The organism is Lentzea sp. NPDC003310 (assembly GCF_040610935.1).
GTDB lineage: Bacteria > Actinomycetota > Actinomycetes > Mycobacteriales > Pseudonocardiaceae > Lentzea.
The window spans coordinates 382,624-403,072 of the sequence record NZ_JBEXNC010000007.1; the positions used below are offsets into that span (position 1 = coordinate 382,624).

General features: G+C 70.9%; 20 protein-coding genes and 1 tRNA gene. 9 read left to right on the forward strand and 12 right to left on the reverse strand.

The window, feature by feature from the left end:
• Positions 1–13: 13 nt before the first annotated feature.
• Positions 14–1,513 (reverse strand): AMP-binding protein, encoded by a 1,500-nt coding sequence (locus ABZX02_RS16990; RefSeq protein ID WP_355299067.1) that lies wholly within the window; start codon positions 1,511–1,513, stop codon positions 14–16.
• Between the two features lie 53 nt (positions 1,514–1,566).
• Positions 1,567–1,767, reverse strand: coding sequence for a hypothetical protein (locus ABZX02_RS16995; RefSeq protein ID WP_355299068.1), 201 nt, complete (start codon positions 1,765–1,767; stop codon positions 1,567–1,569).
• A 175-nt stretch (positions 1,768–1,942) separates the two neighbouring features.
• On the opposite strand from ABZX02_RS16995, the gene ABZX02_RS17000 reads away from it, so the two are divergent.
• On the forward strand, positions 1,943–3,130 hold the full coding sequence (locus tag ABZX02_RS17000; RefSeq protein ID WP_355299070.1) for an FAD-dependent oxidoreductase: 1,188 nt from the start codon (positions 1,943–1,945) through the stop codon (positions 3,128–3,130).
• On the opposite strand, the gene ABZX02_RS17005 is transcribed toward ABZX02_RS17000, so the two are convergent.
• On the reverse strand, positions 3,127–3,600 hold the full coding sequence (locus ABZX02_RS17005) for a MarR family transcriptional regulator (protein WP_355299072.1): 474 nt from the start codon (positions 3,598–3,600) through the stop codon (positions 3,127–3,129). The genes ABZX02_RS17000 and ABZX02_RS17005 overlap by 4 nt on opposite strands.
• A gap of 82 nt (positions 3,601–3,682) precedes the next feature.
• Between ABZX02_RS17005 and ABZX02_RS17010 the strand changes: the two genes are divergently transcribed.
• Entirely contained in the window at positions 3,683–4,264 is a 582-nt protein-coding gene (locus ABZX02_RS17010; RefSeq protein ID WP_355299074.1) for an NAD(P)H-dependent oxidoreductase, read from the forward strand.
• A gap of 10 nt (positions 4,265–4,274) precedes the next feature.
• Positions 4,275–4,661, forward strand: coding sequence for an NUDIX domain-containing protein (locus ABZX02_RS17015; protein ID WP_355299076.1), 387 nt, complete (start codon positions 4,275–4,277; stop codon positions 4,659–4,661).
• Here ABZX02_RS17015 and ABZX02_RS17020 read toward each other — a convergent pair.
• On the reverse strand, positions 4,631–5,731 hold the full coding sequence (locus tag ABZX02_RS17020; protein ID WP_355299077.1) for an MFS transporter: 1,101 nt from the start codon (positions 5,729–5,731) through the stop codon (positions 4,631–4,633). The genes ABZX02_RS17015 and ABZX02_RS17020 overlap by 31 nt on opposite strands.
• 150 nt (positions 5,732–5,881) lie before the next feature.
• On the opposite strand from ABZX02_RS17020, the gene rox reads away from it, so the two are divergent.
• From rox to ABZX02_RS17045, 5 genes are all read left to right on the forward strand, one after another.
• Entirely contained in the window at positions 5,882–7,309 is a 1,428-nt protein-coding gene (gene rox, locus ABZX02_RS17025; protein WP_355299078.1) for a rifampin monooxygenase, read from the forward strand.
• A 127-nt stretch (positions 7,310–7,436) separates the two neighbouring features.
• Positions 7,437–8,387: a tetratricopeptide repeat protein gene (locus ABZX02_RS17030; protein ID WP_355299080.1), complete on the forward strand. Its 951-nt coding sequence runs from the start codon at positions 7,437–7,439 to the stop codon at positions 8,385–8,387.
• A complete protein-coding gene (locus tag ABZX02_RS17035; protein WP_355299082.1) occupies positions 8,387–8,710 on the forward strand; it encodes a hypothetical protein in 324 nt (107 codons plus the stop codon). The genes ABZX02_RS17030 and ABZX02_RS17035 overlap by 1 nt, the downstream gene beginning before the upstream one ends.
• 43 nt (positions 8,711–8,753) lie before the next feature.
• Positions 8,754–10,910 (forward strand): protein translocase subunit SecD, encoded by a 2,157-nt coding sequence (gene secD, locus ABZX02_RS17040; protein ID WP_355299084.1) that lies wholly within the window; start codon positions 8,754–8,756, stop codon positions 10,908–10,910.
• Between the two features lie 34 nt (positions 10,911–10,944).
• Positions 10,945–12,105: a lactate 2-monooxygenase gene (locus ABZX02_RS17045; protein ID WP_355299086.1), complete on the forward strand. Its 1,161-nt coding sequence runs from the start codon at positions 10,945–10,947 to the stop codon at positions 12,103–12,105.
• 46 nt (positions 12,106–12,151) lie between these two features.
• Here the strand turns inward: ABZX02_RS17045 and ABZX02_RS17050 are convergent, their stop codons facing one another.
• The 4 genes from ABZX02_RS17050 to ABZX02_RS17065 are packed head-to-tail and all read right to left on the reverse strand — an operon-like array spanning position 12,152 to position 15,281.
• A complete protein-coding gene (locus tag ABZX02_RS17050) occupies positions 12,152–12,931 on the reverse strand; it encodes an ESX secretion-associated protein EspG (protein ID WP_355299088.1) in 780 nt (259 codons plus the stop codon).
• Between the two features lie 9 nt (positions 12,932–12,940).
• The gene (locus tag ABZX02_RS17055) at positions 12,941–14,269 is read right to left on the reverse strand and encodes a PPE domain-containing protein (protein WP_355299090.1); all 1,329 of its coding nucleotides are present in this window, start codon (positions 14,267–14,269) and stop codon (positions 12,941–12,943) included.
• A gap of 4 nt (positions 14,270–14,273) precedes the next feature.
• Positions 14,274–14,849 carry a DUF3558 domain-containing protein gene (locus ABZX02_RS17060; RefSeq protein WP_355299092.1) on the reverse strand — a complete coding sequence of 192 codons (576 nt, stop codon included), beginning with the start codon at positions 14,847–14,849 and terminating at the stop codon, positions 14,274–14,276.
• 15 nt (positions 14,850–14,864) lie between these two features.
• The gene (locus tag ABZX02_RS17065) at positions 14,865–15,281 is read right to left on the reverse strand and encodes a hypothetical protein (RefSeq protein WP_355299094.1); all 417 of its coding nucleotides are present in this window, start codon (positions 15,279–15,281) and stop codon (positions 14,865–14,867) included.
• A 150-nt stretch (positions 15,282–15,431) separates the two neighbouring features.
• On the opposite strand from ABZX02_RS17065, the gene ABZX02_RS17070 reads away from it, so the two are divergent.
• A complete protein-coding gene (locus tag ABZX02_RS17070) occupies positions 15,432–16,259 on the forward strand; it encodes a hypothetical protein (protein ID WP_355299096.1) in 828 nt (275 codons plus the stop codon).
• Here the strand turns inward: ABZX02_RS17070 and ABZX02_RS17075 are convergent.
• The 4 genes from ABZX02_RS17075 to ABZX02_RS17090 form a co-directional block, all read right to left on the reverse strand.
• A complete protein-coding gene (locus ABZX02_RS17075; RefSeq protein ID WP_355299098.1) occupies positions 16,241–16,882 on the reverse strand; it encodes a helix-turn-helix domain-containing protein in 642 nt (213 codons plus the stop codon). The genes ABZX02_RS17070 and ABZX02_RS17075 overlap by 19 nt on opposite strands.
• Before the next feature lie 156 nt (positions 16,883–17,038).
• A tRNA-Val gene (locus tag ABZX02_RS17080) sits at positions 17,039–17,110 on the reverse strand.
• 54 nt (positions 17,111–17,164) lie between these two features.
• On the reverse strand, positions 17,165–18,556 hold the full coding sequence (locus tag ABZX02_RS17085) for a carbohydrate-binding protein (RefSeq protein WP_355299099.1): 1,392 nt from the start codon (positions 18,554–18,556) through the stop codon (positions 17,165–17,167).
• Positions 18,557–18,668: 112 nt separating this feature from the next.
• On the reverse strand, positions 18,669–20,312 hold the full coding sequence (locus ABZX02_RS17090; RefSeq protein WP_355299101.1) for a bifunctional 3'-5' exonuclease/DNA polymerase: 1,644 nt from the start codon (positions 20,310–20,312) through the stop codon (positions 18,669–18,671).
• Between the last annotated feature and the right edge of the window lie 137 nt (positions 20,313–20,449).

Here is a 20,449-nt window from a genome sequence, read left to right on the forward strand (position 1 = left end):
TCGGGGCCTGACTCTAGTGGTGTTCGCGCAACTGGCGTTTCAGCACTTTTCCGGCCGCGTTGCGGGGCAACTCGTTGACGAAGAAAACATCCCGGGGAACGGAGTACCGCGCCAGGTGGGCCTTCACGTGTTCACGTATCTGTTCGGCGGTCAGCGTTTCCGCGCCGACGACGTAGGCGGCGAGGCGCTGGCCCCACTCCTCGTCCGGCACGCCGAGCACCGCGACCTCCGTGACGCCGTCGAGGGTGGAGAGCAGGTCCTCGACGTCGTGTGGGTAGACGTTCTCGCCACCTGAGACGATCATCTCGTCGTCGCGGCCGGCCACGAACAGCAGCCCGTCCTTGACGTAGCCGAGGTCGCCGGTCGACATCAGGCCGTCCAGCGACTCCTTGCTGGTGCCGTTGGTGTAGCCGTCGAAGAGCATCTCGTTGCCGACGAAGATCCGCCCGGTCTCGCCCGGTGCCACCGGTGTGCCGTGGTCGTCCACAATGGCCAGTCGGGTGCCGAGCGGGGGTTTGCCCGCCGTGCCGGGCTCGCGCAGCATCTCCTCCGGGGTGGCGATGCTCGCCCAGCTCACTTCCGTTGAGCCGTAGAGGTTGTAGAGGACCGGGCCGAACTCCTCCAGCGTCCGGGCGGCGACCTTCGGCGGCAGCGCGGAGCCGCTGGACGCGATGATCCGCAGGTTCGGCCGGTGCCCGACCTCCAGCATCCGTTGCAGCATCACGGGAACGACGAACATCGCGGTGCACCGGTTCGCGTCCTTCAGCGCCTGCGCGGGATCGAACCGGCGGCGCAGCACCAGGGTCGCGCCGAGCACGAGCCCGAGCTGGAACGCGGCGAGCCCCCACGCGTGGAAGAGCGGGGAGGTGATGGAGATGACGTCGCCGTGCTTGAGCGGGATCCGGGACAGCAGCGCGGCGGCGGGGGCGAGGCTCGCGGGTTCCGGGCGGCGGGCGCCCTTCGGCGCGCCGGTGGTGCCGGAGGTGAGGATGATCAACCGGCCGCGCGGGGGCCTGCGGGGCAGCGCCGCGGTGGACCCGTTGGCGATTAGCGACTCGAGCTCGTCGGTGAAGAACGTCGGCAGGTCCGGCAGCGCGCCGGCGAACTCGCGGTCGGCGACGATCCGGTCGATCTCCTGGTCCCGCGCGACCTGGGCCAGCTGTGCCGCGCTCAGGCCGGTGTTGAGCAGCACGGCGTCCGCGCCGACCTTCGTGCACGCGGTCATCGTCTCGATGAACGCGCGGCCGTTGCGGCACAGCAGCCCGACGCGTTCCCTCGCGCGGAAGGAGTGCGCGAGCCTGCTCGTGCGCTCGTGCACCTCGGCGTAGGTGAGCACGCCCTCGTCATCGACGATCGCCGCGCGGTCGGGGTGCCGGCCCGCGCCCGTCTGGTAGCCCCACGCCAGCGTGATGTCCCAGTGCAGGTACCCGCGGACGGTGCCGGCGAGCCCGCGCGGGCCCAACGGCCGGATCACTCCGGCTTTGACCAGGGTCAGCAGCACGCGGGTCACCATGCGACCCACTCTGCCATCTACCTACTAGCGAGTAGGTAACGGTGTGACTGCGGTCACACGTCTGTGTTGGACGCGCTCACGACGGCATCGCGCAACGCCGCCCGCAGGCGACCGACCTCCAGTGGCGTCAAGACGGCGGCTTCCCCCGGCGGCACGGTGATCACGATGTGCCCCTGGCTGACGAACACCGTCATGTCCCGTCGGCGCGAAGCGATGTCGCGGCAGCTCACCTGCCACTCCTCTGGTGCTCCCACGGGGTTCTTCCTCCAGCTCACTCGGCGCGCCGGCTCGGTGCCACCGGCGCTCACGTCTGGGAGACGTGCGTCACCGGCTGTCATGACGGAGGTTTCGCGTCTCCGTCCAGCGACCGTGCCGAGCTGCGGTTAGCGTCGCACTCGGGACGAGAATAGGTCACCTGGAGGGGTGAAAATGGCGGAACCGCAACGCATCGTCATCGTCGGCACGGGTCTCGCCGGTGCCTCCGCGGCGGGTGCGCTCCGCGATCGCGGCTACGGCGGCAAGATCACCATGTTCGGCACCGAACACCACCGCCCGTACGAGCTTCCCGCGCTGTCCAAGGACGTGCTGCTGGGCAAGGCTGCGGAACCCGCGTGGGTGCACGAGCCGAGCTTCTACTCCGACAACGAGATCGACCTCCAGCTCGGGGTGTCGGTGCTGGAACTGCGGCCCGGCGATCACACGGTCGTGGACTCGGACGGAGCAGTGCGGTCCTACGACCGGCTCCTGCTCGCGACGGGCTCACGGCCGCGCGTCCTGCCTGGCGCACAAGGACATGTGCTGCGCACGCTGGACGACTCGGTGGCGTTGAAGTCCGCGCTGCGCGAGGGCAGGCACGTCGTGATCGTCGGCGCCGGCTGGATCGGCTGCGAGGTGGCGGCCGCAGCCCGCACCCACGGCTGCCGCGTGACGGTGGTCGACCCGCTGGCCGAACCGCTCGTGCGCGTGCTCGGCCCGGAGATGGGCGCGATGTTCCGCGGCCTGCACGAGGAGCACGGCGTGGAGTTCGAGCTGGGCGCGGGAGTGGACAGCTTCTCGCCGTCCGGGGTGCGGCTCGACGACGGCACCGAACTGCACCCGGACGTGACGGTGCTCGCGGTGGGGGCGACGCCCCGGCTCGAACTGGCCGAGGCCGCGGGCCTGGACCTGGCCGAAGGCGGTGTCGCCGTGGACGCGGTGCTGCGCACCTCCGCGCCGGACGTCTTCGCGGCGGGCGACATCGCGGCGCAGGAGCACTCGCGCTACGGCGGCCGGGTCCGCGTCGAGCACTGGGCGAACGCGAAGGACCAAGGCACGCACGTCGCGGGGTCGTTGCTCGACCTGGACGAGCCGTACGTGAAGTCGCCGTACTTCTTCACCGACCAGTACGACCTGGGCATGGAGTACCGCGGCCTGGCCGGCCCGGACGACGAGCTGGTCGTGCGCGGCGATCTGGCTTCGCGGGAGTTCATCGCGTTCTGGCTGCGCGACGGACGGTTGCGGGCGGCGATGAACGTCAACGTGTGGGACCACGGCACGGCGTTGAAGGCGCTGGTGGACGCGCAGGCGACCGTGACGCCGGAACAGTTGCGAGAGGCGGACCTCGGCGCGTTGGTCTAGATGCAGGACCCGTGCGTCGGGCCTTCACCGCGAGAGAGGTCCTGCAGCACCTTGCGGATGACGACCATCTCGTCGTGCGTGAAGCGGGAGCGGAAGGCGCGTTCGACCTCGGCGAGCGCGTCGCCCGCCTCCTTCTGCAGCGCGAGGCCCTTGTCGGTGATCACCGGCGTGCGCACGCGCCGGTCGTTGGGGTCGGGCACGCGCTGGACCAGGCCGGCCCGCTCCAGCTTGTCGAGCTCGCTCGTCAGCGTGGTCTTGTCGAGGCCGAGCATCGCGCCGAGCTTGAGCTGCGTGCGCTGGGCCTCCTCGGTGGCGAGCGCCTGCAGCACGAGCTGACCGCGCAGCGAGATCCCGAACTTGGTGATCTCCTCGGCGAACGCGGCGCCGACCCGCTGGGCGGCGCGGTGCAGCAGCCAGTTCATGTCCCACTTCTCCAAGCAGGCCTCGATGACTTCCGGCTGCGCCTCCATGTGTCCCATCCTACATCCCAGAAGAGATGTTCTCGACTAAGAACATCTTGACTCGGAAATTCTTCGCTCGTATGTTCCGAGTATGACCAATCTGCTGCACATCGACACGAGCATCCGGTACGAGGGGTCCGTGACCCGGGAGGTGACCAGCGCGTTCGCCGACAGCTGGCGTGCCGCGAACCCCGGCAGCGGCTACACCTACCGCGACCTGCACGCGTCGCCGATCCCGCACAAGGACGGCACCGACCAGGGCATCGCGGACGGTCTGATCGCCGAGGTCGACGCCGCCGACGTGATCCTCATCGGCGCGCCGATGTACAACTTCTCGATCCCGTCGACGCTCAAGGCCTGGATCGACCAGGTCGCCACGTCCGCCAACTTCGCTCGCGAGGACGGCACGTTCGCGTGGGGAGGCAAGCGCGTCGTCGTCGTGACGGCCCGCGGTGGCTCGTACAAGCCGGGCACGCCGCGCGAGGGCTTCGACTTCCAGGAGCCGTACCTGCGCGCCGTGCTGTCGATGGTCGGGCTCGACCAGCGGCTCGAGTTCGTGCACGCCGAGCTCACGCTGGCGGACGTGGTGCCGCAGATGCACCAGTTCCGCGAGCTCGCCGTGGAGTCGCTCGCCGACGCGCACCGCGTGGTCAAGGAGCTGGCCAGCGCCTAGGGTCGGTCGCGTGATCGACAAGGTGGCTTGGGTCCACGTCGTGGACGGCCGGGTGCTCGTCGCCCGCTCGCACGGCAAGGACACGTTCTACGTGCCCGGCGGCAAGCGCGAGCCGGGGGAGTCCGACGTCGAGACGCTCGCGCGCGAGATCCGCGAGGAGCTGTCCGTCGACGTGCACGGCGCCGAGCTCGTGGGCGTGTTCGAGGCGCAGGCGCACGGTCGTGCCGAGGGGGAGACCGTGCGGATGACCTGCTACTCGGCGGGTTTCACCGGGGAGCTGGCGCCGGCGAGCGAGATCGCCGAACTGGCGTGGTTCACCGCCGCCGACGCGGACCGGGTCTCCCCGGTCACCCGCGTCGTGTTCGATCACCTGAAGGGCACCGGGGTGCTGGCCTGACGTTCGCGGACCGCGGCCGCGAACGCCGTCACCACCGCGATGAGCACGTAGATCGTCGCGAAACCCAGGTGCGCCACCAGGAACGCGCCCGCCGCGAGGCCGAGCGGCACGGCGCCGAACACGAGGCTCATCGCCGTCGCGCTGACCCGTCCCAGCACGGCGGGGGGTGTCCTGCGCTGGACCAGCGTCGCCACCGCGACCACGGTCCAGGCCAGGCCGATCCCGGTCACGAACCCCGAGACCAGCACCGCCGGCAGCCAGCCCGTCGCACGGGCCAGCGCGGCGACCGAGACCAGCACCAGGCCGACGCGGACGTTCGCGTGCTTCCCGGTGAGGCCCGCGAGGACCGATCCGGCGCCCTGCACGGCGGCGAGCACGCCGAGGAACTCCGGCCCGTACCCCAGCCCGTTCTCGACCAGCGGGAACGCCGCCGCCGTGTTCAACGACGACGCGAACAACGCCGTCGCCGCGCCGACGATCGGCCACCGCAGCGCCTTCAGCTGCGGCAGGCTCGCCGACTCGCGTGGCGCCGGCGGCGGTTCGTCGACCCTGATCATCGCGGTGGCACCGGCCGCCAGCAGGAACGACAGCGCGTCGATCGCCACGACCGGCCACGCGCCGTGCGCCGCGAACAGCGCCGCGCCCGCCAACGGCGCGACCAGCTTCATGCCCTCCTGCAACGACATGCGCAGTCCGTTGACCTTCGCCAGCCGGTCCGGCGGCAGCAACGCCACCAGCAACCCCGGCTCGGCCGCGCTCACCAGGACGGCCTTCGTGCCGTAGAGCAGCAGGACCGCGAAGATCACCCACAGCTCGTCGGTGACCAGCAGCAGCGCCAGCGCGGGCACGATCGCGAGGTCTGTCCAGACCAGCAACGGCTTGCGGCGGTAGGAGTCGGCGAACCGGCCGATCCACGGCGACAGCACGCCCGGCGCGTACACGCAGAGCAGCGCCAGCGTGGCGAGCGCGTCGCTGCCGGTCAGCGACTTCACCCAGATCCCGGCGACCAGCATCATCGCGCTCGTTCCGAAGAACGACAGCACGAGGCCGGCGAAGTACCAGCGGACCACGTCGTAACCCCCAGAAACGACGAAAGGGGGAGAGCACCGCTCTCCTCCCACTTCAACGTATAGCGCACCGGGGGCCTTGCCACAAGACCCTGGGTGTGCTTCATCATTCCCCGGCCAACGTCATCCACCTGGGGAAATGGGGATCACTCCATGATCGACGTCATCATCGCCGGCGGTGGACCGACCGGCATGATGCTGGCCGGCGAGCTGCGCGTGCACGGCGTGAGCGTGGTGCTGCTCGAACGGGACCCCGAGCCGACGAAGGTCGTCCGAGCGCTCGGCCTGCACGCTCGCAGCATCGAGATCCTGGACCAGCGCGGCATCGCCGACCGGTTCCTGGAGGCCGGCACGACCCACCCGCTCGCGGGGTTCTTCGCGGGCATCGACAAGCCCGCGCCCGAGAAGCTCGACACGAAGTACCCGGTCGTCCTCGGCCTCCCGCAGCCCGTCACCGAACGGCTGCTCGCCGAGCACGCGGCCGAGCTCGGCGCCGAGATCCGGCGGGGCGTCACGGTGACCGCCTTCGCGCAGGACGACGAGGGCGTGACCGTCTCGCTGGACGACGGCACGTCGCTGCGGGCGAAGTACCTGGTCGGCTGCGACGGCGGCCGCAGCACCGTGCGCAAGCTCGCGGGCATCGACTTCCCCGGCGAACCGTCGCGGGTCGAGACGCTGCTCGGCGAGATGGAGATCGGCATCCCGTGGGAGGAGGCGATGCCGTTGATGCTGGAGGTCCGCAAGACCCAGAAGCGGTTCGGCGTCGGCCCGATCGGCGGCACCGCGACGTACCGGGTCGTCGTGCCCGCGGAGGGCGTCAACGAGGACCGTGCCGTGATGCCGACGCTCGACGACTTCAAGGAGCAACTCGTCAAGGTCGTCGGCACGGACTTCGGCGTGCACTCGCCGCGCTGGCTCTCGCGGTTCGGCGACGCCACCCGGCAGGCCGAGCGCTACCGGTCCGGCCGGGTGTTCCTCGCGGGCGACGCGGCGCACGTCCACCCGCCGACCGGCGGCCAGGGCCTGAACCTCGGCGTGCAGGACGCGTTCAACCTGGGCTGGAAGCTCGCCCTGGTCGTGCACGGCCGGGCTTCCTCCGACCTGCTGGACACCTACGAGAGCGAACGGCACCCGGTGGCCGAGGAGGTGCTCAACAACACCCGCGCGCAGATCGAGCTGATGAAGGTCGAGCCCGGTCCGCAGGCCGTGCGGCGGCTGTTCACCGAGCTCGTGCAGTTCGAGGAGGTCAACCGGTACCTGATCGAGAAGATCATCGCGGTCTCGGTCCGGTACGACCTCGGCTCGGAGAACGACCTGGTGGGGCGGCGGATCGGGGACCTCGCGCTCAAGGGCGGCGGGCTCTACGCGCAGATGCACTCGGGGCGTGGCGTCCTGCTCGACCAGGCCGGGACGTTGTCGGCCGCCGGCTGGGCGGACCGGGTCGACCACGTCGTGGACGTGAGCGAGGAGCTGACCGCGCCGGCGGTGCTGGTGCGGCCGGACGGGCACGTGGCGTGGGTGGGCGAGGACCAGGCGGAGCTGGAGGGGGAGCTGGCGCGCTGGTTCGGCGCGTCGGTCTGAGCGAGAGGCCGGGGAGGGCTTCGCGGCACTCCCCGGCTGCCTCCGCCGATGGTTCTGCGGCACTCCCCGCCACCTCCGCCGAGGTCACCCGTTCGGGTTCCGCCGATGCTTTGTCACACTGTGCGGCGTGTCCGAGCCGATGACAGCGGTGCTCCTGCGTGCCGCCGACCTCACCGCCTCGGGGAAGCCGCGGCAGGCCATCGACCTGTTGCGGCCCCTCGTGGCGGCGAACCCTCGGCACGCCGAGGCGTGGTGCCGGCTCGCCGCCGCCCACCTCGACCTCGGCGAGGCGGACCAGGCGCTCGACTCCGCCAAGCGCGCGATGGTGCTCGACGGCGAGCCCGCCTGGCCCCAGCGCCTCGCGGCCCTGGCGCTCAGCGACCTCGGCCGGCACCAGGAGGCGGCGGTCGCGGCGCGCGAGTCCGTGCGGCGCAAGCCCGGCGACTGGCGGTGCTACGTCGTGCTCGCCGAGGTGCTGGCCAACGCACCTGACGGTGCCGTCGAGGCGTTCGACTCTGCCCTGCACGCCTCGCAGCTCGCCCCGAGCGAGGCGCGGGCGTTCCAGGTGCTCGGCGACGCGGCCCTGCGGATGCGCGACTGGGGCACCGCCGAGCACGCGTACCGGACGGCGATCAAGCTCGACCCGTCCGACGCGGACTCCAGGACGAACCTCGCGACCGTGCAACGGCGGCGCTCGTCGAAGCCCGTCCAGCTGCAGTTGAACAAGGTGCAGGTGTGGCGTGCGCTGCGCACGCTGTCGTTGCTGCTGGTCGGCGGCGGTTTACTCGGCCTGGTCGCCGGCATGCCCCGGCCGACGCCCTACCTGGGGTTCTTCACCGGCGCGGTGGTGCTGTGCTGCCTGGTGGTGGCGCTGCGGCTGCGTCCGTTCCGGCTGCTCTTCAGCCTGCGCAAGCTCGCCGTGACGGTGTCGCTGCTCGGCGTGTCGGCGCTGGTCCTGCTCGGCTGGACCGTCGCGTTGTTCCTCGGGGCTACGACGATGCAGCCACTTGTGCTTTCCTGGTTGTGCGCTGTCGTGGGGGGAGCGCTCGTCTACGTCGGTGGAGGCAGGAAGCGGTGATGCGTCGCAACGCGGTCGCCCTCGCGTTCCTGCTGTTCCTCGGACAGCTGTTCATCGTCGCCGCGCCCGCCGAGCCCGCCACGTCCGGTGCCGTCGTCCGGCACGGCCACGACTTCGCGAACCTGCCGGTCACCGCGCCGAAGCCGCACAACCCCAACGCGGCCCAGGTGCCGCAGGCCCAGCTGCCGATGGACGCGCCGCCGGTCGCCAAGCCCGCGCTGCCCGTCCGGTTCGTCGTCTCCTTCGCCCGCCGCGTGCACCGCACGCCCGAGGGCATCCGCTGGACGCCCCAGCCCGCCCGCTCACCGCCTTCCGGTCGCTGAATCCCCTTTTCCAGCACCCACGTCCCGGAAGGTCTTCCCACCCATGTCGCGCGACACCGCGCGACGGGGCCTCCTCCTGCGCGCCCTCATAGCGCTCGGGGTCCTCGTCGCATCCGCATTCCTGCTGCTCACCACCGACCCCCGCCTCGGCCTCGACCTGCGCGGCGGAACCCAGATCGTCCTGGAGGCCAAGGGCGACTCCGACGCCGCCGACCGCTCTCTCGAGGTGCTGCGCCGCCGCGTCGACGCGCTGGGCGTCGCCGAACCGGTCATCGCCCGCTCCGGCGAGAACCGCATCGTCGTCGAACTGCCCGGCGTGCAGGACCCGGAGGAGGCCGTGAAGGTCCTCGGGCAGACCGCGCAGCTCACCGTGCAGCGCAACGGCCAGACCGTGATGACCGGTGAAGGCATCTCCGACGCCCAGTCCGCGCGCAACCCGCAGGGCGCGGGCTTCGTGGTCAACGTCCAGTTCCAGGGCGAGGGCACCAAGACCTGGCAGAAGGTCACCGGCGAGGCGGCCTGCGAGCCGTCCGGCACGCCCGGCCGCCAGATCGCGTTCGTGCTCGACGGCAAGCCGATCTCGTCGCCCGAGGTCAGCCTCGACACCCCGTGCGGCGCGGGCCAGGGCGGCGGCGCGACCACGATCACCGGCCGCTTCTCCGAGGCCGAGGCCAAGGAGCTCGCCCTGGTCGTCCGCTCCGGCGCACTGCCGGTACCGGTCGAGGTGATCGAACAGCGCACCGTCGGCGCCACCCTCGGCGCCGAGGCGATCGACGCGAGCGCCAAGGCGGCGATCATCGGCATCGCCCTGACCTCGATCTTCCTCATGGTCGCCTACCGCCTCGCGGGCTTCCTCGCCGTCGTCGCGCTGGTCGGCTACGCGGGCGTCGCCTACGCCGGTCTGCTCGCGGTGGGGGCGACGCTCACCTTGCCGGGCCTCGCCGGCTTCGTGCTGGCCATCGGCATGGCGGTCGACGCGAACGTCCTGATCTTCGAGCGAGCGCGCGAGGAGTACGCGCGCAAACCCAACCTCCGGCGCGCCTCGGAGAGCGGCTTCCGCGGTGCGCTGAGCGCGATCGCCGACTCGAACGTGACCACGTTGCTGGCGGCGGGTCTGCTGTTCTGGCTGGCCACGGGCCCGGTCCGCGGCTTCGGCGTCACGCTGACCATTGGTGTGCTGGCGTCGATGTTCAGCGCCCTCGTCTTGTCGCGCGTGCTCGTGCTGTGGGTCATCGGCTCCCGGTTCATCGCCAAGCGCCCCCGCCTGAGCGGCCTGCACACGATCGGCTGGGTCCGCCGGCGCCTGTCCGTCCTGCTCTACCGCCGCCCGGCGCTGTGGCTGATCAGCGCCGGCGCCGTGGTGCTCGTGGCCCTCGTCGGCCTGTTCGCGCGAGGCCTGAACCTCGGCGTCGAGTTCACCGGCGGCCGCATGCTCGACTTCACCGCGGGCGGCACCATCGACCCCGGCCGGGTGCGGGGAGCGCTCGCCGACGCGGGCCTCTCCGACGTGGTCGTCTCGTCCTCGGGCAACGAGGTCTCGCTGCGCACCGGCCCGATCGACGACGCGACGTCGTCGAGGCTGGGCGAGGTCGTCTCGTCCGCCGTCGACGGAGGCGCCCGCCAGTCGAGCAACGAGCTGATCGGCCCGTCGCTGTCGTCCGAACTGCGCCGCAACGCCGTGATCGGCCTGGCCATCGCCGTCCTCGCCCAGCTCGGCTACCTGGCCGTGCGCTTCGACTGGCGCCTCGGCCTCGCCACGGTCGCGGCCCTGCTCAGCGACGTCGTGGTGCTGATCGGCGTGTTCGCCTGGCTCGGCAAGACGGCGGACGGCGTGTTCCTCGCCGCCCTGCTCACCGTGATCGGCTACTCGGTCAACGACTCCGTCGTGGTCTTCGACCGCCTGCGCGAACTGCGCGGCTCCCGGTTGAAGGCTTTGTACCCGGACGTGGTGTCGGACGCGGTCGTGCAGACGGTGCCGCGCACCGTGAACACCGGCATCGGTGTGCTGTTCGTGCTGTCGGCGTTGCTGGTGCTCGGCGACGGGTCGCTCGCGAACTTCGCGATCGCGCTGCTGGTCGGCCTGGTGGCGGGCACGGTGTCCACAGTGGTCACGGCCGCGCCCGTGGCGATCTGGCTGGAGTCGCGGTGGCCGCGGCAGGTAGGGGTGAAGAGGAAGCGGACGACGGGGGCACGGGTCTAGCTCGTGCCACCCGTTTCGTAGCAAAGTAGGCGGCATGACCTCCTTCGCCGCGTACCAGAACGAGATCTACCTGCAGGGGCTCGGCGGCGCCGTGCCCCCGTTCACCACCGACCCGGACGCGCTGGAGCAGTCCGCGCGCGACCGGCTCGGCCCGGGACCGTTCTGGTACGTGGCGGGAGGCGCCGGTTCGGGTGCCACCGTGCGCGCGAACCGCGAGGCGTTCGACCGCGTGCGGATCGTGCCGCGCATGCTCACCAACGCGACCGAACGGCACCTCGGCGTGACGGTGCTCGGCACCGAGCTGCCGGCACCGGTGATGCTCGCACCCATTGGCGTGCAGTCGATCCTGCACCCCGACGGCGAACTCGCCACCGCGCGGGCGGCGGCGGAACTCGGGGTGCCGATGGTGCTGTCGACCGCGTCGTCGCACACCATCGAGGAGGTCGCGGAGGCGTCCGGCGACGGGCCGCGCTGGTACCAGCTCTACTGGCCGAACGACCCCGACGTGTGCGCCTCTTTGCTGGACCGGGCTCGGAAAGCGGGCTACACGGCGCTGGTCGTCACGCTGGACACGTGGACGCTCGCGTGGCGGCCGCACGACCTGGACCAGGCCTACCTGCCGTTCCTGCGCGGCGTCGGCACGGCGATCCCGTTCAGCGACCCGGTCTTCCGCGCCGGGCTGCAGCGCTCACCCGAGGAGGACCTGCCGATGGCGATCCTGCGGTGGGTGCAGCTCTTCACCGGCACCGACAAGTCGTGGGACCAGCTGTCGTTCCTGCGCGAACACTGGGACGGGCCGATCGTCCTCAAAGGAATCCAGCACGCGGACGACGCGCGCAAGGCCGTCGAGTACGGGATGGACGGTGTCGTCGTCTCGAACCACGGCGGGCGCCAGGTCGACGGCGCGGTCGGGTCGCTGGACGCGCTGCCGTCCGTCGTGGAGGCGGTGGGGGAGCAGATCGACGTGCTGTTCGATTCCGGCGTCCGCACCGGTGCCGACATCGTGAAGGCGTTGGCGCTGGGGGCGAAGGCCGTGATGGTCGGGCGGCCGTTCGCCTACGGGCTCGCGCACGGTGGTCAGGTCGGGGTGCGGCACGTGCTGCGCAGCCTGCTCGCGGACTTCGACCTGACGCTCGGGCTGTCCGGGCACCGCAGCCCGGCCGACCTGGGACCGGACGCGCTGCGGTTCTCCTGACACGACAACGGCCGGGCCGCTGCACGCGACCCGGCCGTGGCACGTTCTACGGCATCGTGGCGGTCATCCGCGCCAGCGTGCCGAAGTCGGCCGGCTGCACCCGCAGCCAGCCGTCGCTCTTCGCCGCGAGGTAGCGCCCGTTCGGCGTGTCGATGAACGTCAACGGGTTCACGCAGCGCTGCTTGCGGCCGAGGTGGTCGCGCTTGGCCGAGAAGACCTGGCCACCACCGGTGCGCGGCTGGCCCATGATCTCCTTGAGCTGCGCCACGAGCTGGTCGTTCGGCGTGCTCGTCGGCCGGCTCTGCTGCAGGAACGAGCCGGTGTCCTCATAGGACGGCTGGCGCTTCTGCTGCAACGCGTCGGCGGGCAGCGTGATCGGGTTGCCCCGGCCCGCCGGAGTGGGCGGCAGCGCGCCGACCAACGCCTGCGGCGCCTCGTCCGCCCGCACCGGTTCGAGCACGAACTGCTGGTCCTGGGTGAGCAGGATCCGCAGGGCGTCCTGACCGTTCGACACGACCAGCACGCTCTGCTGGGGGCCGTCCTTCAGGCTGAAGAACGCCCAGTACTCCACGCCGGCCTCGACCACGAGCCGCAGCGCGTTGGCCAGGTCCGGGTGGACCTGCCCGCCGCGCGCGAGCCCGTACTGCTCGAGCTGCGCCCACGCCGACCTCTGCATCCGTTCGAGCTCGCTCACGTCACCCGACTCGAGGAGTCCCTCGTCGAAGTCGACCTGAGCGATCAGCGCACGGTGCATCGTCGGCAGGCCCGCGGCCTGCCACGCCTGGTAGAGCGCCGTGACAGGGATGGCGACCCTGCTCCGCAGCACGTTTCCCCCTTATCCGCCGATGACCGGCGGAGCGACCATCGTTCCGTCGCCGAAGATGTCTTCGGTCTCCTGCAGGTAGGAGGCGGACTTGTGCTCCGAGTCCTCCGCGCCCTCTCCACGACCGGCTCCGGCGCCCATACCGCCGGCACCCATGCCGGCCGCACCGGCCCGACCGGCGGCACCCGCAGCACCACCGGCAGGCCCGAAGCCACCGGCGCCGGCACCGGCACCGCTACCGGCAACGCCGGCCGCACCACCGAAGCCACCGCCCATGCCACCGGGCCCACCCATGCCGCGGGCAGCCGCGGCACCGCCGAGCCCACCACCGGCACCACCGGCACCAGGCCCGCCGAGCCCACCACCGCCGCCGCCACCACGACCGCCGCCGGAACCACCACCGGGCCCACCGGGCACGCCAGGCACACCGGGACGGTTGCGCGGGTTGTTCGGGTCGAGCGGCCCGCCGGGACGACGCGGGTTGTTGGGGTCGAGCGGCCCACCCGGACGACGCGGGTCGTTCGGGTCGAACCTGCCACCGGGCGGCACCGTCGGGTCACCGATGTTCGTCGGCGGCCGGTTGCGCGGGTCGTCGGTCGGGGGAGGCGTGAACCGCGGGTCGTCGACACCCGCCGGGTTGGTGCCGTCGGTCGGCGGCTTCCAGCCGGCGAGGTTCGTGCCGTCGCTGCCACCGCGGTCGCCACCGCCGGGCGTGGGGGTGTTGCCGGTGGACGGCGGGTTGTTGCTGCTGGAGCCGACCTGGTCGATCCGCTGGTTGCTACCGGGCTGCTCCTGGACGGAGCCGTCGGTGGCGGTAGGCGCGATGAACGTCGGCTGGTTGTTCATGGTCGCGTTCACAGCTCCGGCGTACTGGTTGAACGCGCGGATGTTCTGCTCGCTGACCTGCTGGTTCTTCTCGACTGCGTTGTCGTAGTCCGTGTCCCACGGCCACATGTCGTTCAGGAACGGCTTGTCCGGCACCGCCGGAGGCTTGGTCATAGCGTTCGCTGCGTTGGCGTAGGCACTGCCGACGGTGTCCGCGTTGGTGCCGGCCTGGGTCGCCGTCTCACCGGTGACCGTTGCCCAGTCGGCGAGGGGTGACGTGCCACCTCGGGCCGCATCACCCGCAGACCCCTCCCAGGCCGCGCCGGAATCGCGAACGGCCTTCTCGATCAACTGGGCGACGTCGCCGTGGCCGTTCGAGAGTCCACGCCAGGCTTCGGAAGCGATCGAGGTGCTCTGGCTCGGACCACTGCCGGCCTCGAACCACTTGTAGATCGTTTCGCCGCCCGCGAAGGGGAGCAACGCGAAACCGCCGATGTTCGGCTCATCCCCAGCCATCTCGCTACCCCTTCAGGTTTGTGATGATCAGCTGCGCGACCCGCTCAGTCTCCGGGCACGGCTTCTTGGTCGCTCGTTCGTCCGAGGCGGTGGAGATCTGGACCGTGACGGAATCGGTCTTGGACGCCTGGATCGAGGTCAAGCAGTACATCGACGCGTCGGTGCTGTCCGTGGAGATGACTCGCACGCCGTCGATCTGCTTGTCGACGAAGACCCCGTTCTTCTTGGAGTTCTCGTTCATGGCATCGAAGTCCTTGCCGGTGGTCACCGAGATCTCGTAGGTCGAGTTCTTGATGGAGTCCTGGCCGTCCCAGGTGCAGTTGGGGCCCAACGCGGACGTGCCTGGCTCTGGCGCTCGCACCGAACCCAGGGTGGTGACCTGGCTGGCGGTGAGGATGGTGCACGGGGCGCTGACGAACTTCGTGACGTCGAGCTTCGTACCGGGATCCTCGCTGGTGGGCTGGCTGCTCGTCTGCCCGCCACCGGTCGTCGAGGCCGTGGTCGGGTTGCCGCCGGTCTCGGAGTTCGTGCACCCCGCCAACACGCCGAATGCGAGCACAGCGGTCAGCAAGGCGGTCATGCGCTTCAAGGTCTGTCAGCCCTTCATCGCGGTCTGTGCCGCTTCGTCGGTGGCCTGGTACTCGGCGAGCGCCTTCTCGATGTTCTTGATGGTCTGTTCCAGGGCCTTCTGGGCCTCCTGGTTCGCCCACAGGTAGCCACCGGGTTCGCCGCCGGCAGTCTTGCGCATCGCGAGGGTCGCGTAGCCGCTGAACGGGTCAGGCCCAGGGGCCCCCACGCGACCGATTCCCTCACTCTCCCTGCGGAGGTCCATCAGCTTCTCGAGGGCCTGCTTGAGCCCGTCGATCATCTTCTGGGCCTGCTCCGGCTCGACGCTGAACTTCGCGACCCCGCCACCACCAGCGCCCGCAGCCGCGCCGGCGGCTGCAGCCGCACCAGCTGCTGCCCCCACGGCGGCGGCCTTGATCGGTACGAGTGCGTCGAACATCAGCATCCTGGCCAGCTCCCCTCAGAAGAACCCAACACCCCTGTTGGAGGATTTTCGCATAGGACCGGTTCCCCGCGGAGGAGAACGAATCAGCAGATCAGGTCACATGGCCGATTCGTTCAAGACCTCGCGGGCCGACCGGCCTAGGTTCGGGGCATGATCGGACAAGCGAGGACCTTCCTCTGGCTCAACGCCCGCACGCTGGAACAACGCTGGTTCGAGCACGCCTTCGACGGTGGCAAGGCCGAGCACGTGGTCTCGGCGGTGCTCGCCTACCGCAACGACGACGGCGGGTACGGGCACGGGCTCGAGCCCGACCACCGCGGGCCCACCAGCCAGCCGCTGCACGCCCTGCGCGCGCTCCAGATGTTCGGCGAGGTGAACGCTCCCGAGCTCGCCGCGTCGGTGCTGACCTGGCTCGACGCCACCTGTCCGGACGGCAGCGTGCCGTTCGGGCTGTCCACCTCGAAGGACCACCCCAAGGCGCCGTGGGTGCAGGCCGACGACCAGGGCGGGCTGCTCCTGACCAGCCAGATCGCCGCCGCGCTGCACGCGCTCGGGGTCACCGGGCCGTGGCTCGACCGGGCCACGGACTACTGCTGGCAGGAGATCGAGAAGCTCGAGCACACCCACCCGTACGAGCTGCGCGGTGCGGCGATGTTCCTGGACGTGGTGCCCGACCGGGCCCGCGCCGAGCTCGCCGCCGAGAAGCTCCGGCACCTCACGCCGAGCACCGAGGGGTACGCGGAGGGCGAGGGGCTGGACCCGCACGAGTTCGCGCAGGGGCCGGACAGCCTGGCGCGGGGGTGGTTCTCCGAGGAGGAGCTGAGCAAGGACCTGGACGCGCTCCAGAACGGCCAGCAGGAGGACGGCGGCTGGAACTTCGGCTTCCCCGCGTTCACGCCGGTCGTGAACTTCGAATGGCGGTCCATCGCCACGATGGACTCGTTGCTGACGCTGCGCCGCTACGGCCGGATCAGCTGACCCAGCGGGACTCCGGCCAGCGCGCGCACCTCGCGGGCCAGGTGCGCCTGGTCGGCGTAGCCGGCTTCGGACGCCACGGCGGAAAACGGGCGACCGGCCCACGCGAGCCGCAACGCCGTGTCGAACCGCAGCACCCGTTGCAGCACCTTGGGCGGGTAGCCGAACGCGTCCAGGCACCGCCGCCGCAGCTGGCGCTCGCTCAGCCCGATCTCCCAGGCCGCGGACGAGACGTCACCGGACCGCAGCAACGACGCCGTCGCCGCCAGCGCGGGATCGACGACCACCCGCGACGCGCAGAACGCCACCATGTCCGAGAAGGTCTCCAGCCTGGCCGAGGGGACCAGCTCGGACAACGGCACCCGCTGGTCCCGGACGGCGTGGGCGGGCACTCCGAACACCGACGGGAACGCGCCCGGCGGCAGCCGCACGCCGTACAACGTGCCAGGGGAGACGGACGCGAGCTGCGCCTCGGTGTCCGGTCCGGCCACGAACAACGCGCCCGACGCGGGCGTCCACATCAGATCCGTGCAGCCGTCCGGCACCACGCGTTGCACAGTCGGCGACGACACCGTGCGCGTCCACAGGCAGGCCAGGCCCGCGGGAGCGGGACGTTCGGCGTACACGCCCCGACCGTACCCGCTGGGAAAAGCAGCGAACGGCGCGCGGGCGGGGGTCCGGGGGCGTAGCCCGCCGGGCGGGGTCTGGGGTTGCACCCCCGGAAAACACAACGGGGCGAGCAGGTTCGCGCTTTCCGCGAACACCACTCGCCCCGAGAACCGTGGACGATACTGGGATTGAACCAGTGACCCCTACCGTGTCAAGGTAGTGCTCTCCCGCTGAGCTAATCATCCGTGGTCGTGCGATGACAGCTTAACGGACGGGCCCACCCCGGCGCTCCCAGGGGGTCAGGTTCCGAACTTCACCCAGTTCACGCTCACGTACGGCGACGGCTGACCACTCGTGAACGTCACGTACACGTCGTGCGTCCCCGAGATGTTCGAGATGTTCGCGGGGATGGTTCTCCACGCGTCCCAGCCACCGGTGTTGCCGACCGCGAACGACCCGACCGGCGTCGCGGTGCGCGAACCCAGCCGCACCTCGACGAGGCCGCTCACCCCGCCCCCGGCGCCGGAGGCGACGCGGGCGTAGAACTGGCGGGCGGGACCGGTGCCGAAGTTGACGCCGGAGAACTTCAGGTAGCCGCCGTTCGCGATCTGGTGCACGCCCGAACCGCCATCACCGGGCGCAACGGAGCCGCCGGAGCGCTCGGAGGCGCTCTCCGCCTGCATCTCGTTGTACGCGGAACCCCCACCGCCGGGGTTCGACGTCGTGGTCGTGGTGGTGGTGGTGGTGGTGGTGGTCGGGGTCGTGCCGCCAGCCGAGTAGACGGCCACGTAGTCCACGACCATCGAGTGCCCGGATTGGGTGGCCGCGACAGGGGTCGGCTGGTTGTTGTTGAGCGCGTTCGGGAACGCGCCGCCCATCGCGAGGTTGAGCAGGATGAAGTGGCCCGCGTGCGACGTCATCGCGTTCCACACGTTCACGCCGACACGGGCCTGCGTGACCTGGTGGAACGACTGGCCGTCGACGAACCACGTGAACGTCTTCGCGGCGTCGTCCCACTCGAAGCGGTACGTGTGGAAGGCGCTCTGGCAGGACGAGCCGGGGCACGTCCGCGAGTTGCCGATGCCGGTGAACTCGCCGCAGGCACCGCCGGGCGCGACGTCGCAGTGCAGAACGCCCCAGACCGAGTTGATGCCGTTGACGTTCTCCATGATGTCGAACTCGCCGATGCCCGGCCAGTTCCAGTAGTTGCCGCGGTACGGCGCGCCGAGCGTCCAGAACGCGGGCCAGTAGCCCAGGGCGGCCTCGCCCGTCACGTTCGGCATCTGGATGCGGCCCTCGATGGCGAGCTTGCCGCCGGCGGCCGGTTTGAAGTTCGAGCGCTGGGTCTCGATGCGCGCGGACGTCCAGTTGCCCGCGCCGTCCTTCAACGCGGTGATGCGCAGGTTGCCGTTGCCGTCGAGCTTCAGGTTGTTGGTGCTGTTCGTGTAGTTCTGGATCTCGCCCGTACCCCAGTTGGCAGGTCCGCCGGGGTAGCCGTGGCCGGTGTCGATGATCCAGTTGGCGCTCGACGGCAGCGATCCGTTGGAACCGTTGAAGTCGTCACCCCACACCTGCGTCCATCCCGATGCAGGGGGTGGGATCGAAGCGTTGGCGGACATGGCGGCGATCGCCAGGGGTACCGCGGCAATTAGCGCTGTCGTGGCCGCGAGGACGCGGCGGCGTTGCTTCATGCGCGAGTGACCTCCTTGTCACGGGTGCAGTCCACTTATGAGAGCGCTCTCACGGCGTAAGAACAAGCGCCCGTTCGGACGAACGGCGCGCACCGGACCGTCTCGTTTGGACTTACTTCGCGTCGGCGTAGCAGGTCACGGGCACGGCGTTCATGGGGAACCGCACGGCCGTCTCGCCGAACAGCAGTCGCGTCGCCTCGCGCCCGGCCTCGGCGATCGCCTCGATCACGGCGTCGGCGTCCTCACGCGGGCAGTGCACCAGCACCTCGTCGTGCTGGAAGAACACCAGGTGCGCGGCCGCGGGCAGCCTCGTCCGCAGCACGCCCAGCAGCGCCGCCGTCCAGTCCGCCGCGCTGCCCTGCACCACGAAGTTCCGCGTGAACCTGCCCCAGTTCCGCGCGGCCTGCCGCGACGAGCTCGACACGTTGCCCGCCTCGTCGGCGCCGCCGGTCAGCTCCTGCCAGGCCGCGGACGGCGTGGGCGAGGTGCGGCCCAGCCTCGTGCGCACCATCCGGCCCTGCTCGCCCGCCTGCGCGGCGGCCTCCACGTACCCGACGGCGGTGGGGAAGCGCTTGCGCAGCACGGCGAGCAGCGGCCCGGCCTCGCCCGAGGTACCGCCGTACATCGCCGACAGCATCGCGATCTTCGCGCGCGGCCGCTCGCCCTTGAACGAGTCCGCCGCCAGCGCCGCGTACAGGTCCTCGTCGCCGCACACCTCGATCAGCCGCTCGTCGCCGGACAACGCGGCGAGGATGCGCGGTTCGAGCTGCGACGCGTCGGCCGCCACGAGGCACCAGCCGTCGTCCGCGATCACCGCCTGCCGCATCAGCCGCGGGATCTGCAACGCCGCACCGCCGCGCGACGCCCACCGCCCCGTGACGACGCCGCCGACGACGTAGTCGGGCCGGAACCGCCCGTCCGACACCCACGCGTCGAGCCACGTCCAGCCGTGCGCCACCCACAGCCGTGCGCGCTCCTTGTAGTCCAGAAGTGGTGCCACAGCAGGATGATCGACCTTCTTCAGCACCCACCGCCGCGCCGACGGCACCTCGACGCCCGCCCGCGCGAACGCCCGCACGATGCCGGCCGGCGCGTCCGGGTTGATCTCCCGGCCGCCGAACGCCTCCTGGATCTGTTCGGCCAACGCCTGCAACAGCTTCGGCCGCTGACCGGGCGCGGGACGCGGCCCGAGCACCTCCTCCAGCAACCGGACGTGCACGTCCTCCCGCCACGGCAGCCCGTGGAACGTCATCTCCGCCGCCACGAGCGCCGACGCCGACTCCGCCGCGATCAGCAGCCCGATCGACGGATTCCGTTGCTGCGCCCGGAAAACCAGCGACAGCGCGGCCAACGGGTCCGTGTCGCCCGGCAGCGCCACCGGCTCCGGCCCGAACAACGTCAGCGCGTCGTCCTTCTTCGGCGGCCCCACGTCCGCGGGAGCGGGCAGCCCGAGCACCCGTGCCAGCGCGCCGGCCAGCTCCTTCGGCTCGCGGTGGCGGCCCTCGACGCCGAGCAGCAGCGCCTCGGTCAGGTGCAGGTCCCAGCACCGGTCGACGCGCACCCCGGCGGCGAGCAGCAGCGGGTAGATCTCGGACGTGTCCGCCCACACCCAGCGCGGCCGGTGGGCGCGCTCCAGCGACGCGACGGCGGAGGCGAGCGACGCAGCGGCCATCGCGGGACCCGCCGGGGTCCCGTCGTCGTCCAGCTTCTGCCACCGGCCCGCACCGTCCGCCTCGGCAACCAGAGCGACCAGCACGTCTCCCATTGTGCCGAGGGGGTCCGACAATTTCAGTCCAGGCTGAACCGGACGTGGGCCGGTAGCTGTTGGACGTTCTCCAAGCGAGTCGGCGATGGAGTGAAGGAAAAACGGGAAAAGACCACGATGGTGTGGTC

What these genes read in the sequence shown, in the direction of transcription:
- ABZX02_RS16990 (WP_355299067.1), bottom strand. Translation starts at nt 1,513, where the DNA reads ATGGTGACCCGCGTGCTGCTGACCCTGGTCAAAGCCGGAGTGATCCGG.
- ABZX02_RS17000 (WP_355299070.1), top strand. Translation starts at nt 1,943, where the DNA reads ATGGCGGAACCGCAACGCATCGTCATCGTCGGCACGGGTCTCGCCGGT.
- ABZX02_RS17005 (WP_355299072.1), bottom strand. Translation starts at nt 3,600, where the DNA reads ATGGAGGCGCAGCCGGAAGTCATCGAGGCCTGCTTGGAGAAGTGGGAC.
- ABZX02_RS17010 (WP_355299074.1), top strand. Translation starts at nt 3,683, where the DNA reads ATGACCAATCTGCTGCACATCGACACGAGCATCCGGTACGAGGGGTCC.
- rox (WP_355299078.1), top strand. Translation starts at nt 5,882, where the DNA reads ATGATCGACGTCATCATCGCCGGCGGTGGACCGACCGGCATGATGCTG.
- ABZX02_RS17035 (WP_355299082.1), top strand. Translation starts at nt 8,387, where the DNA reads ATGCGTCGCAACGCGGTCGCCCTCGCGTTCCTGCTGTTCCTCGGACAG.
- secD (WP_355299084.1), top strand. Translation starts at nt 8,754, where the DNA reads ATGTCGCGCGACACCGCGCGACGGGGCCTCCTCCTGCGCGCCCTCATA.
- ABZX02_RS17045 (WP_355299086.1), top strand. Translation starts at nt 10,945, where the DNA reads ATGACCTCCTTCGCCGCGTACCAGAACGAGATCTACCTGCAGGGGCTC.
- ABZX02_RS17055 (WP_355299090.1), bottom strand. Translation starts at nt 14,269, where the DNA reads ATGGCTGGGGATGAGCCGAACATCGGCGGTTTCGCGTTGCTCCCCTTC.
- ABZX02_RS17060 (WP_355299092.1), bottom strand. Translation starts at nt 14,849, where the DNA reads ATGACCGCCTTGCTGACCGCTGTGCTCGCATTCGGCGTGTTGGCGGGG.
- ABZX02_RS17065 (WP_355299094.1), bottom strand. Translation starts at nt 15,281, where the DNA reads ATGCTGATGTTCGACGCACTCGTACCGATCAAGGCCGCCGCCGTGGGG.
- ABZX02_RS17070 (WP_355299096.1), top strand. Translation starts at nt 15,432, where the DNA reads ATGATCGGACAAGCGAGGACCTTCCTCTGGCTCAACGCCCGCACGCTG.
- ABZX02_RS17085 (WP_355299099.1), bottom strand. Translation starts at nt 18,556, where the DNA reads ATGAAGCAACGCCGCCGCGTCCTCGCGGCCACGACAGCGCTAATTGCC.